The sequence below is a fragment of the Pseudomonas sp. GB2N2 genome, assembly GCF_054897705.1.
Genome location: NZ_CM142701.1, coordinates 1,003,349 through 1,015,492, shown reverse-complemented (window position 1 = coordinate 1,015,492; position 12,144 = coordinate 1,003,349). Strand labels below are relative to the sequence as shown.

At 60.9% G+C, this 12,144-nt stretch carries 10 protein-coding genes and 1 pseudogene; 2 read left to right on the top strand and 9 right to left on the bottom strand.

What is annotated here, in order from left to right:
* Positions 1-150 precede the first annotated feature (150 nt).
* Positions 151-660, bottom strand: coding sequence for a hypothetical protein (locus tag ACYZT4_RS04670; RefSeq protein ID WP_461985642.1), 510 nt, complete (start codon positions 658-660; stop codon positions 151-153).
* A gap of 395 nt (positions 661-1,055) precedes the next feature.
* Between ACYZT4_RS04670 and ACYZT4_RS04665 the strand changes: the two genes are divergently transcribed.
* Positions 1,056-1,517, top strand: a complete 462-nt coding sequence (locus tag ACYZT4_RS04665; RefSeq protein ID WP_461985640.1) for a DUF3574 domain-containing protein — start codon at positions 1,056-1,058, stop codon at positions 1,515-1,517.
* Here ACYZT4_RS04665 and ACYZT4_RS04660 read toward each other — a convergent pair.
* The 6 genes and pseudogenes from ACYZT4_RS04660 to ACYZT4_RS04635 form a co-directional block, all read right to left on the bottom strand.
* Complete coding sequence (locus ACYZT4_RS04660; RefSeq protein ID WP_461985638.1) at positions 1,514-2,878, bottom strand: APC family permease; 1,365 nt, start codon at positions 2,876-2,878, stop codon at positions 1,514-1,516. The genes ACYZT4_RS04665 and ACYZT4_RS04660 overlap by 4 nt on opposite strands.
* 47 nt (positions 2,879-2,925) lie before the next feature.
* Positions 2,926-5,313, bottom strand: coding sequence for a TonB-dependent receptor plug domain-containing protein (locus tag ACYZT4_RS04655; protein WP_461985636.1), 2,388 nt, complete (start codon positions 5,311-5,313; stop codon positions 2,926-2,928).
* A 617-nt stretch (positions 5,314-5,930) separates the two neighbouring features.
* Positions 5,931-6,986: a substrate-binding domain-containing protein gene (locus ACYZT4_RS04650; protein ID WP_461985634.1), complete on the bottom strand. Its 1,056-nt coding sequence runs from the start codon at positions 6,984-6,986 to the stop codon at positions 5,931-5,933.
* A gap of 33 nt (positions 6,987-7,019) precedes the next feature.
* On the bottom strand, positions 7,020-8,045 hold the full coding sequence (locus ACYZT4_RS04645; RefSeq protein WP_461985632.1) for an ABC transporter permease: 1,026 nt from the start codon (positions 8,043-8,045) through the stop codon (positions 7,020-7,022).
* Positions 8,038-9,606, bottom strand: a complete 1,569-nt coding sequence (locus ACYZT4_RS04640) for a sugar ABC transporter ATP-binding protein (RefSeq protein WP_461985630.1) — start codon at positions 9,604-9,606, stop codon at positions 8,038-8,040. The genes ACYZT4_RS04645 and ACYZT4_RS04640 overlap by 8 nt, the downstream gene beginning before the upstream one ends.
* A gap of 138 nt (positions 9,607-9,744) precedes the next feature.
* Positions 9,745-9,816 (bottom strand): annotated as a pseudogene (locus tag ACYZT4_RS04635) (metal ABC transporter permease); the annotation flags it as partial.
* A gap of 84 nt (positions 9,817-9,900) precedes the next feature.
* On the opposite strand from ACYZT4_RS04635, the gene ACYZT4_RS04630 reads away from it, so the two are divergent.
* A complete protein-coding gene (locus ACYZT4_RS04630; RefSeq protein WP_461985628.1) occupies positions 9,901-10,158 on the top strand; it encodes a DUF7693 family protein in 258 nt (85 codons plus the stop codon).
* Positions 10,159-10,165: 7 nt separating this feature from the next.
* Here ACYZT4_RS04630 and ACYZT4_RS04625 read toward each other — a convergent pair whose 3' ends face one another.
* Together ACYZT4_RS04625 and ACYZT4_RS04620 are read right to left on the bottom strand one after the other, a co-directional pair.
* Positions 10,166-10,798 carry a Vgb family protein gene (locus tag ACYZT4_RS04625; protein ID WP_461985627.1) on the bottom strand — a complete coding sequence of 211 codons (633 nt, stop codon included), beginning with the start codon at positions 10,796-10,798 and terminating at the stop codon, positions 10,166-10,168.
* Positions 10,799-10,832: 34 nt separating this feature from the next.
* Complete coding sequence (locus tag ACYZT4_RS04620; RefSeq protein ID WP_461985625.1) at positions 10,833-12,053, bottom strand: helix-turn-helix domain-containing protein; 1,221 nt, start codon at positions 12,051-12,053, stop codon at positions 10,833-10,835.
* Positions 12,054-12,144 lie beyond the last annotated feature (91 nt).

The following is a 12,144-nucleotide window of genomic DNA, read 5'->3' as shown; positions in this document are numbered from 1 at the left end:
AGCGAGCCTGCTCGCGAAAAAAGTCCAGGCAACGCGTTTATTCAAATGGCCCGCGTTACCGACGAAACGGCTACGGACCAGCCAAGGCAGCAAAAATACAAAAGCCCCCGCGACCCAAGGCCGCGGGGGCTTTTTAATGTCTGCCGGGGATCAGCAGGTGCAGCACATCAGCGGCATGCCATTGCAGCTCATCATCATCGGCATGCTGCAATCGTTCATCATCTTCATCATCAGGGAGCAGCAGTTCTTCATCATGTCCATGTTCATGCCAGCCATCGGCATGAGTTTGCACATCATGCCGTCGTCCATCAGGGTGCATTCCATCACGCACTTCATCGATGGCATCGGCATGCCCATCATCGGCATTGGCATCATCATGTTCATCATCGGCATGGTCATGGCCGCTTGGGACATGCACATCATGCTCATGTTGCCGCAATGCATCATCATCGGCATGCCGCAGTTCATCATCATCTGCATCATTTCAGCGCTGTTCTTGAACATGGCCATGTCCATGCCAGCGGCCGGCATCATTTTGCACATCATGCCGTCGTCCATCATGTCGCAGGTCATGGTCGCCATCATCATCGGCATGCCCATCATCGGCATCATCGGCATGTTGGCGTTCATTGGCATTTGCATCTGCATGGCGTTCATCATGGTGTTGTTCCCCGGAGGATTTGAGAGGTGGACGAAGCTGATGGACCCGATTCTAAGGATTACCGACTGGCCGGCAAGAGGCTGGGCAAACAGCAAAAACGGACGTTAAAGCCGTTGTAGCGTGGTCTTCAGCCTGATATTAGTTGCTGCAGCGACAGAATGGTCGCTATCACACCTCTATTGAATGCCAGGTTACGTCTTTACAGGTTGTGGATATTCGATGAGCATCTATATAAATAACTGAAAGAGATAATCGTTCTAACCAGCGCCGACTATTTTTAAAACATCTGCTTATTCCACATCACCTCATCCAAATGATTTTTTAGTCTTATCTAGCTATTAAGCGACCCTCATATAATGAGCCCACTGTTTAATTCGCTAAATAAGGACATTCCATGCAACAACGCTTTTTACTGGCCGCATTGTTCCTGGCAGTTACCGGGTGCGCCAGCCCTCCTCCGGTTTCCGTGCATACCAAAGATCCCGCCAGCTCGACACTACAAGGCGATGCCTCGCGGCCGGCACAAGCGCAATGGCTGCGCACCGAGCTGTATTTCTCGGTCGGGCCACTGGAAGGCAAGGAAGGTGTGATCAGCCCCGCGCGCTGGCGCGAGTTTCTCGATAAGGAAGTTACGCCGCGTTTTCCAGACGGTTTCAGCGTGCTCGACGCCTACGGCCAATGGCGTGACCACGACGCCAAGGAACCGGAGCGCCTGGGCACTAAAGTCATCGTGATTCTTCACGAGAACAACGCCACGCACGAGAAGGACATTGAAGCGATTCGCCTGGCGTGGAAGCGGATTACCGGCGATCTGTCGGTGCTGCGCCTGTCGCAGGCGGCCAACGTGTCGTTCTAAACGGCAGGTTCCTCAAGCGACCGCTGGTTCCGTGAAGACCAGCGGCTCAGCCCACCCAGCAATACAACGCCCAACGCCAACACGCCGATGCCGAGCAACGCGCCGTAACCGACCACCGTCACGCTGGAATGCAGCATGTACAGGCACAGGCTGAAGAACAGCAACGGTAACAGCGGATACAACGGCACCTTGATTGGTCGAGGCGTATCGGGAAAGCGTCGTCGCAGAATAATGAGAGCCAGGCTGCTCAAGCCCAGAAACAACCAGTACACCGGCGTCAGGTACTCGACCATGCTGTTGAAGCCGCTTTGGGTGAAGCTGCCAAACAACACCAGCAACAACGCCACCGCACCCTCCGCCAGCAACGCCCGACGCGGTACGCCATGGCGTTCGTCCCAGTTGCCCAAGGCGCGCAATTGCGGCACATCGCGGGCGGCAGCGTATGTGGTGCGGGCGCCTACCAGCAGCGTTGAATTAATGCTGGCCACGGCCGCCACCCCGACCATCACCACAATCAGCAGCGCGCCCGGTGCGCCGAATGCCCGGTTCAACAACTCGACGGCCGGCGCATTACTCGCCGCGAGCCCGGCGAAGCCAAGCCCTTGCACAAACGCCCAATTCAACGCGAGGTAGATAGTCATCAGCACGCTGAGTGCGCCAAGCATGGCGATGAACATCCCTCGCCGACCGTCGCGCACTTCGGCTGACAACGTCGCCGCATCGCTCCAGCCACCGAAGGCCAGGAACACGAAAATCATCGCCGAAGAGAACCCGGCCATCCCGGTTTGTTCGGGGGTTACTGGCGTCGCGACCGCGACCACTTCAACACCGTGCCACGCCAGCCACACACCGGCGCCGGCAATGCTCAAAAACCCCAGCGTCAGCAACACCACCAACACCGTCTGAGTCATAAAGCCGATAGGCCGGCCCGTAAGATTGAGCAGCACCAGCGCAGCAATCACTCCACCGGCAAACAACCCCGAGCCATAGCTGCCCAGCGGCACGATCGCATCGACGTAATCGGCAAACATGAAGGCCGACAGCGCAATCCAGCCGGTGTGCATCACCGAGAACCGCGACCAGGCAAACAGAAAGCCCAGTCGTTCGCCATAGGCCGTGCGCAAAAAATGGTAATCACCGCCCGGATGCGGAAACGCCGTGGCCATTTCGGCAAAACACAGCGCACCGATCATCGAACACAGACCACCGAGGACCCACACCAGGTAGAAGTTGTCGGCCCCTACGTTCATCGCCACAGTGGGCGCGGTCTTGAGGATGTCGGTGGTGATCACCATACCCAGCGTGACCAACAACGCCTGGAACACCGGCAGATGCCGTTTGGGACCGGACAGTTCGCTCATGGGAAATCCCGTCGATTGACCGCCACCCGAGCGGGTGGCGGCTCAGCTCAGAAGCCGTAGGTGGCGCGAGCGTAGTAGTAGGCGCCGTTGGTGCCGATCGGCGACAGCACGTCATACGGCAAGTTACCGCCATAGTTGATTTGCGAATTGGAGCGGTCCGGGTAGTTGTCGGTCAGGTTGTTGCCGCCCAGTGCGATATCAAACTTGGGAGTGAACTTGTATTGCACCTCGGCATCCAGTTGCCACACCGCGCCGTAAGTTTGCTCGGGTTGCGAATCGCCGAAATCGAACACCCGCGTAGTTTCGCCCTGGCGCGTCAGACGCCCGAGCAATCCCCAGTGCTGGCTGGCCCAGTTCGCGGAAACCACGAAACGGTCCTTGGGTGCCGCGTCGGTCAGGGTGTTGCGTTCTTCCACCCCGACCAGCGCGTCGTTGCCAATGCCCAGCGCAGTGAGCTGCGACGGCGTGCCTTTGGTGCTGGTGACTTTGGTGTGGTTATAGGTGTAGGCAGTGGTCAAACCCAACAGCCCTTCGTAAAACGGCTGATGGTAATTGAGCACCAACTCGGCGCCGTGGGTGCGGGTGTCGGCGGCGTTGGTGAAGAAGTTCACGTCGTGCACACCGGCAACACCGAAGTTGTTGTTGATGTACTGCTCAAGCGCATCGCTGCCGATGCGTTGCGACAACGTCACGCGATCCTTGACGTCGATGCGAAACACGTCGAGGGAGGCATCGAAGCGTTCGCTCAACTGGGCCGTTACACCGAGGCTGAAGTTCTTCGAGGTTTCCGGATCAAGCTTCTGGGCGCCGAGGGCACGGGCAATCGGGTCGTTGACCGAGAGCACGCGGATATCGGTCAGCGTGCCGCCGTCACCGAAGTTGCTCGTGGTGTTCTGGAAGCCGACCTGTGCCAGCGACGGCGCGCGGAAATTGTTCGAGACCGCACCGCGCAGCGCCCATTGATCGGTCAGGCGGAAGCGCCCGCTGAGCTTGCCGGTGAGCTTGCTGCCGGCATCGTCGTAACGTTCCCAGCGCGTAGCGGCGTCGACGAACAAACGATCGGTGAGGTCGCCCGACAGCTCGGCATAAGTGCCGAACACATTGCGGTCCAGATCGACTTCTTCACTTGGACGCAAACCGTTGGCACCGTCCGCCCCGGTGCCGATGTACGAGGCTTCGTCGCCGGCATGGGTCAGATAGTTTTCATAACGATATTCACCGCCCACGGCCAGCACGAACGAACGCTCGGCCAGGCGCAGTTCGCGGGTGAAGTCGAGGTTGGCGGTGGTCTGGCGCAGCTCGTATTCGCCGGTGTCGAAACGCGTCGGAGAATCAGGCCCCAGCGTGACGTTAAGCGTACGTCGGGTCGCGGAATCGAATTTATTGCGGCCATGGGTGACGCTGCTGTCGAAGTCCCATTCATCGCCGATCAGGCCTTTGAAGCCGGCCGTCGCAGAGATGTCCTGATTGTCGCCAATGGATTGCGGGAGAAAGCCGTTGGGGTAGAACTGCGGCTGCTCGGACGGATAGCGATAGAACTCGGCGCCGGTGGTGTGGCGTTCGTTGTAGGTGCCGAAGGAATACGCTTTGCCGCCTGCCAGTGGCAACTCGCTGTTGAACCAGGCGTTGACGTCCCGCGCGATACCGTCGCCCATGACGTAGTTGCGCTGCCCCGGGGTATCGGCGAAGCCGTCGAAACCGGCGCGGTTGGTCGGGTCGCGATCCTTATACTCGGTACCCCCGCGGATGAAGCCGCCCTCCTCGCCAATACGTGTGCCGATCTTGGCGGTGGTCATGCTGTTCTGGCCATCGGTGGTGGTTTTGCCGATCGCGTCCTGATGCGTGTGATAAGCGCCATACGTGGTGGAGACTTCGCCGCCCTCCGGCGCGTCGTCGAGGATGATGTTGATGACCCCGGCAATCGCATCGGAACCGTATTGCGCACCGGCACCGTCACGCAGCACTTCAATGCGTTTGATGGCACTGATGGGGATCGAGTTAAAGTCCACCGGCGCCGTGCCCCGACCGATCTTCGACGAGTCATTGACCAGTGCCGAGGTGTGGCGACGCTTGCCGTTGACCAGCACCAGCACTTGATCGGGGCTCATCCCGCGCAACTGAGCAGCGCGCACATGGTCGGCGCCGCCGGAGTTGGACTGGCGTGGAAAACTGAACGATGGCAGGAGCGTCTGCAAGGCCTGGCCCAGTTCGCCGCCACTGGCACCGGCGGACTTGAGGTCCTCGGCGGTCAATACGTCCACCGGCACCGGCGAGTCCAGCACGGTGCGGGCGGTGCCACGGGTGCCGGTCACCAGCACGGTGCCGAGTCGGGTGTCGTCATCGACGCGAGCTGCAGTTTCCGCAGCGTAAGCAGGTAGTTGCGTCACGGCTGTTATAACAGCAGCCGCGAGTAATGAACGAGAGTGGTGGTACATCGAAAAGCTCCTTTTTCGCAGCTAATACCCGGCCCCCGACGACAATAAGAAAGTCGGCAAAACGTGCACGGCAATGTCTGCTGTAGTTTTAGTAATCCGGTAGGCAGCGAAGGCTGTTAAAACATGTTTTCAAGTGCGATAGCGCGCGAACAAGAGGACCCCAAAGTTAGTAGAAGCCGATGCTAGGCGAGATCATTAATTTTGGAAAAGAACCAATAATACTTAGGTTATATCGGACAGACGGTCTGTTGCGTGGGCAACAGTAGTGTTGCCCAGGCAACAACTTGATCAACTAACGAAATGCACTAATCTGTATCAGATGTGGGATCGAGTCTGTTCGCGAACGTTTTTTGTATGATGACTTTTTTCGGTGTACATATCCGTTGTTGCGGTAATCGCTTCTATTGTTTTCGCTCTTACAGCGAGTCACTTTTGAAAAGCCTGCGCGGTCCGACGAAAAGTAACCCAAACGCTCTTGCCCCACCACTTGGCACCTCGCTTGGGCCGATTACGCGTGCTGCCTGAATGAACGCGTCGCCTGGGCGTTTTTCGCGAGCAGGCTCGCTCCTGCACGGGAATGCGTACGACCAGAGAGCCAGGTCGAGGTTGCGCCACCTTCAGTCCGCAGAGGGTATCCATGCCGCCCGCGCCACATTGGCGGTGTCGCCGAACGCTGGCAGCTTCTGCGCCAGGTCGCGGACGTTTTTAACATCGAGGTCCAGCAGTTGCTGGCGGGTGATTAGGGTCGGCGGCACCAGCACTTTATGGCCCGGGTTTTCGCCGGCGATCAGCATCGCCAGGCTGCGCACGCTGATCGCGCCGGCCACTTGCGGGTTGACCGCTGCGGTGGCGGCCCAGGCACTGTCCGGTTCTTTCATGATCTGGATGTCGGCGGTGGAAATGTCGGCACTGTAGATTTTTACTTTCTTCCCAAGACCCGCTTCGTCGACGGCGATTTTCGCGCCTTTGGCAAACTCGTCGAATGGCGCGAAGATCACGCTGATCCCTGGATTGGCCCGTAACACGGCGCTGGCTTGATCGGCCACCGAGTTGGCAATCGGCGGATTCAGCGTGCCGAAGCGCGCCTTCTCGATGATTCCCGGATTCGCCGCCTTGACCTGGCTCCAGATCTCATCGCGACGCTCCATCGGGGTAAAGCCGCTGATGTAGACGTAGCCGGCTTCGAAACGCGTGCCGTTGTCCTTCACCGCCTGATCGAGCGCCAGGCGCGCCAGGGCGTGGTGATCCTGCTCGACCTGAGTGACTTGCGGGGTGTTCAGGTCGACGTCGAATGCCACCACTTTGATGCCCTTGGCGATGGCGCGGTCAATCGGGCCCTTGAGGGTTTCCGCCAGACCGAGCTGCACAATGATGCCGTCAACGCCGAGGTCGATGGCCTGATCGATCATCTCCCGCTGGCTCGCCGCCTGCTGGCGGGCATCGAACACTCGCAGTGTCGCTCCGAGGGCTTCGGTCTGTTTCTCGACGCCGCGCAAATAGGCTTCGGTGAAATCGCCAGAGAACAGATAGCCCACCAGCGCGATGTGTACGTTGCCCGTGTCGAACGGCGCCGGTGCGCCGGGTAAAGCCCTGGCCTGGGCATTCAGTGCCAGCGTCGAGAGCAACGCGGTAGCCAGGCAGTGGCGAACAAAATCCTTGAGTGATCCGTGCATATCTCTTCCTTGCGAGGGAGCGTTAAAAGCGGCTCAACGCGCCCGATGCGCGAGGCCGAAGGTGAACATCAGGGCCAATACCAGTACCAGTCCCTTGACGAAATCCTGAGCGTAATAAGGCGCGTTGAGCATGGTCAGCCCGTTCAGCAACGTGGCCACCAGCAACGCACCGACGAGCGTGCCGAAGGCATTGGGCTTTTTCGCCCCCAGCACGGCGAAACCGATCAACGCCGCGCCGAGGGCGTCGAGCACCAGACCGTTGCCGGAGCTGACGTCACCGCGCCCCAAACGCGCCGCGAGCAACAGACCGCCCAACGACGCCAGCGAGGCTGAAAGCACATAGGCCAATAATTTGAAGCGTTGCACCGGCGCACCCGCCAGCCGCGCGGCTTGCTCGTTACCGCCGATGGCGTAGAACAACCGCCCGATGCGCGTACACTCCAGAAACAGCCAGACCAGCAGCGCCACCACAGCGGTGATCAGCACCGGAACCGGCACGGTGTCCCACAACTGAGCGCGGCCGAGGGCGAGAAACGCTGCGCTGAACGCGCCTTCGGCCTCGTCGCCGTTTGGTAAGGTCATGCCCACCGCAATCGAGCGTCCGCCGGTTGGAATCAGTTGTACGCCGATCACCAGAAACATGCTGCCGAGGGTGGCGAGGATGTCCGGCACGCGCATCTTCACGATCAACCAGCCATTGAGCAGCCCGACAAGCGCGCCGCCGGCAAGGCTGATCAGCACCGCCGGCACGGCGCCCCAACCCAGCACCACCATCACGTAACTGGCAATCATCAGACTCATCGCCGCCACCGCTCCGATCGACAAATCGAGCCCTCCCACCGCCATGGTCAGCGTCACGCCCAAGGCCAGCAGCGCGACAATCGACACCGACTGCAAGATGCTGAACAGATTGCCGACCCGCAGGAATGCCGGCTCCGCGAAGCTGAAAAATATCAGGATCAGCGCCAACACCCAAAGCAGGCCATACCGGATCAGCGCTTGCAGCAAGCGTTCGACGGGTGCGGGGGGGGTCGACGCCAGCGAACTTGAATCAGGCATTCGCTTTGCTCCTTGGCGTGGCATGAAGAGGTGAAACCGTGGCCAGGTGTTGCACGTCGGCGCCGGCCAGTGCGCTGACCAGCGTGGCGCGACTCAAACCGGCGCGAGGGTATTCGGCGACCACCGCGTGATCGCGCACCAGCAGAATTCGGTCGGCGATTTCCAGCGCCTCGTCGACATCGGCGCAGATCACTAACGTCGCGCGGCCACCGGCACTGGCGCGCAGCAGTTGGCCGATATCCCGGCGGGCGCGCACGTCGACGCCTTGGAAGGGCTCATCGAGAATTAACACGCGCCCTTCCCCGAGCAGCCAGCGTCCGAGCACGACTTTTTGCTGGTTGCCACCGGACAAGGCACTCATGGGCACATCGATCCCGGCGGTCTTGATCCCCAGCGCCGCGACCTGCGCCTCCACCGCTTTCGCCTCGGCACGGTTGCGGATGAAACCGCCATGGGTGAAACGTTCAAGAAACGGCAAGGTCAAGGTGCGGCGCAAGGAAAAGTCGGCAATCAAGGACTGGCTCGCGCGATCCTCGGCGGCGAAAAATACGCCGCTGCGAATGGCCGAGCGTGGCGAGCCCGGTTGCCAGTCGGTGCCGTCCAGCTGCAGGGTGCCGGTCGCCGGCTCTCGCAGGCCAAACAGCACTTCGGCGATCTCGGTTTTACCGGCGCCCAGCAGTCCGGTGAGCACCACCACTTCACCCTCGCGCAAGGTCAGTTCGAATGCTTGAGTACGCGGCAGGATTTTCCCGTCGCGCAGCGTCAGCACTTCTCGCCCGGCCTTGAGCGGTTCATAGACATGGGTATCAAGGGACTGGCCAAGCATGGCTTCGACCGCCTCCGGCAACTGCCCGGCGCTGAATTCGCCAGCCAGTTGGCCATCCCGCAGTACGATGGCGCGGTCGGCCACGCGTTGCAGGTCGGACAAGCGATGGGAGATGTAAAGGATTGCCACCCCGCGACTGCGTAGCGTGTCGATCAAGCCGAACAGACGCTGGGCCTCGACATCCGACAAGGCGGCGGTGGGTTCGTCGAGAATCAGCAGGCGCGGTTGCAGGGCGAACGCACGGGCCAGCACCACCAATTGCCGTTCGGCTTGGCCGAGACACTCGATGGGTTGCTCCAGCGGCAAGTCCAGTCCGAGGCCGGCAGCGATGCTCGCGGCACGCTCGAACAGGCGCTTGCGGTTGAGCCAGAAGTCCGCACCGGGCTGGCACAGTTCATCGAGCAAAAGGTTTTCCGCCACGCTCAACCCCGGCGCGATGCCGTCGTTGACCTGCTGATGCACCGCGACGATCCCGACCCGGCGCGCCGACAGAGGCGAGACAAACTGCCAGCGCTCGCCATCCACCCACAGTTCACCAGAATCCGCCGCCTGACTGCCGGCGAGAATCTTCACCAGCGTCGATTTGCCGGCACCGTTGGCACCCAGCAACGCCACGACTTCGGCGGGATAAATCACCAGGCTGACCTGATGCAACGCGCGGCTGGCACCAAAGGTTTTGCTCAGCTCACGCACACGAATCAGCGGCTCGGGTGCCACGGCAACAGGCGCACTCATAAAAAATTCCGGACAGGATGGCCGCGAAAAAAACGTGCGAACACAAAGGGTTGAGGCGAGGATTAAATGCAATCTCTTATAAACAATCCAATAGTTCTATCGAATAGAAAATATTTTCTGGTTATAAGAATCGTCAACTCAACGACGATGAGCCGGTGATCTCACCAGCCGGTCACCCAGGCTTTGCACGCTCTGGACCAGAATCACCAGGGTCAGGGTGATGCCGGCCCGCTGTTTCTGCCCGGCGCAGTTCAAGGTTGGATAAGCGCCGTCAGGTCCTCGCCGAACAGCAGAATGCGCCCGGCACTGGGCCGTTCGAGCAGATTGAGGCAACGCCATCCGTTGTTGCGCGACGCCGCCCTCGAAGTGCGGCCGTTGCACCCCCTCGACAAACTCTCCGAATCCGGCCTGATACACGTCGACATCGACAGCTGGCAACGTTACGGCACCGACCCGGTCAGTTGGCTCAGCACTTGGGAACTGGCGCAGATCGAGCGGTTGCTGAGCGAACTTAAAAAATGCGGTTTGAGCGCGCTCCATTCCGGTTTGTAGCGGTAATTCATTCAGGCCGACGCACTGCCCTCACCTTCCCGCTACCACCGCCGCCACAGAAAAACTGATCGCCGCCATCGGACTCAAGCCCCGACACACCCACTCCGGCCGGCATCCTGACACTCTGCAGCACCTCTCCGGTTTTCTCGTCAACGCGGCGCAATTCGCTTTCATCCCCTTCCCACGTCCCATGCCACAGCTGGCCCTCGACCCAGGTCACCCCGGTGACAAACCGGTTGGACTCGATGGTTCGCAGGATCGCGCCGGTCTCGGGATCGATCTGGTGAATTTTCCGGTCGCGGTAGCGGCCGACCCACAACGTGCCTTCGGCCCAGGTCAGCCCGGAATCATTGCCGCCGCCCGGTGCCGGAATCGTGTTCAGTACTTCACCAGTCTGCGGGTCGATTTTCTGGATGCGATCGGCGGCGATCTGGAACAGATGCTGGCCGTCGAACGCCGTGCCCGCATCGGCGGTGACGTCGATCGAGCGTAATGTTTCACCGCTGGCCGGGTCGAGGGCGATCAGTTGTTCGCCGGTGGCAAACCACACCTGCTGCCCGTCCCAGGTCACGCCATGCACGCTGTCGACGCCGGTGAACGGGCCGTATTCACGAATGATTTCTGCGCTTGAGTATTTCATCTCGGTTGCCTCGTTTGGGTGCGTGGCGTTCATCCTAGTCACTCGGCAATGGCGCCGGGAGTAACAAGGTCGTCGCGAAACCCGGGACTGGTGGCGTCATCCAGCGTCGTGCGCGGCCCTGTCCGAATGACTGCACTTTGCCGGCCGCCGCCAAGGCATCGAGGGTGCGTTGTACGGTGCGCTGACTGCTGCCGACGGCCAGTGCCAGGGCCGAACTCGACCACGACTCGCCGTCGGCGAGGAAGGCGAACAACCCCGCGTACTTTTCGTCGACCGGTTGCACCAGCACTACAACGTCGGATGACACCAGCGCCACCAGGGCAAATCCATGCCGGGTGGCGACGACCCCGGCCAAGGGTTTCAACACCGCGCGCAGGCGCCCGACTTCGACGCGCAACCGCGCTCGATGGGATTCATCCGAGAGCTTCAGGCGAAAAGCCCGACGCACCAGCCCTCCCCTCGAAACGTCGCCGGGCCAGGCTTCGGCTAACGCTTGAGCCAGGGTAAACAACACCGGGCGCGTGGCCAGGGACACCGACATGCCGGCGCCGCGTACGGCGTAGCGGCACGCGTCGACCACCAGTGACGTTGAGGCGAGCACGGCTTCGACGTCTGCCAACACCAGCGGTCGTTCTTCGCCATGAGCGATCAACCGTGCCGCCGGCGTGTTCAGAATCAGCCAGGCGTTTTCGACTTCTGCAGTGAGCGCCGGGATGGCGGCCACCTGCGCAGCGTGCTCGGCCCTCGTCAGTGCCTGCCGGGCCGTTTGTGATTGCAGGCGGCGGATGGCAATGCCCGCCACCACCAGTTCATGGGCGGCGCGCAGTGCCGGCGGCAACGGTGCGGGGTCCAGCGCGGCGAGCACGACGTCCGCCTCGTCGAGCCGTCCGATCAGCAACAATCGACGTATCTGCAAGTATTGCGCATGCGCCGCGTTGACTCGGTCACCGTGGGTTTCAAGCGTGATCCGCGCCGCCTCAAGGGCCTTGACTGGCCAGCCGAGGTCTCGCGACGCCAGGGCGATTTCGGCCTCCGCCACCACGCAGCGCGCACGTGCCAGTGCCTCCTTTGGGCCGAATGCACGCACCGCGCGTTTCACCAGCGCCTTCGCCCGAACCAGATCGCCGAGTTGCGCCATGGCGATTCCGCGTAGCGCGAGGGCGGATGCGTCTTCGCGCAGTGCGATGCGGTCGAGCGCCGCGAGGGGATCACCGGCTGCCAGTGCCCGGGCGGCGGCGGTGATCAGTGAGTCCATTTGAGTTGCGTCACGCAGGTTGCTCCCACCATCCAATGTGGAAGTCAGTCTAGTTCACGACCGAGGCAGGCCATGGGGTTGAGGTGTCTGG

Bases quoted from the DNA above. Each gene is read 5' to 3' on its own strand.
- ACYZT4_RS04670 (WP_461985642.1), bottom strand. From the start codon at position 660: ATGATGAACGCCATGCAGATGCAAATGCCAATGAACGCCAACATGCCG.
- ACYZT4_RS04665 (WP_461985640.1), top strand. From the start codon at position 1,056: ATGCAACAACGCTTTTTACTGGCCGCATTGTTCCTGGCAGTTACCGGG.
- ACYZT4_RS04660 (WP_461985638.1), bottom strand. From the start codon at position 2,878: ATGAGCGAACTGTCCGGTCCCAAACGGCATCTGCCGGTGTTCCAGGCG.
- ACYZT4_RS04655 (WP_461985636.1), bottom strand. From the start codon at position 5,313: ATGTACCACCACTCTCGTTCATTACTCGCGGCTGCTGTTATAACAGCC.
- ACYZT4_RS04650 (WP_461985634.1), bottom strand. From the start codon at position 6,986: ATGCACGGATCACTCAAGGATTTTGTTCGCCACTGCCTGGCTACCGCG.
- ACYZT4_RS04645 (WP_461985632.1), bottom strand. From the start codon at position 8,045: ATGCCTGATTCAAGTTCGCTGGCGTCGACCCCCCCCGCACCCGTCGAA.
- ACYZT4_RS04640 (WP_461985630.1), bottom strand. From the start codon at position 9,606: ATGAGTGCGCCTGTTGCCGTGGCACCCGAGCCGCTGATTCGTGTGCGT.
- ACYZT4_RS04630 (WP_461985628.1), top strand. From the start codon at position 9,901: ATGCGCCCGGCACTGGGCCGTTCGAGCAGATTGAGGCAACGCCATCCG.
- ACYZT4_RS04625 (WP_461985627.1), bottom strand. From the start codon at position 10,798: ATGAAATACTCAAGCGCAGAAATCATTCGTGAATACGGCCCGTTCACC.
- ACYZT4_RS04620 (WP_461985625.1), bottom strand. From the start codon at position 12,053: ATGGACTCACTGATCACCGCCGCCGCCCGGGCACTGGCAGCCGGTGAT.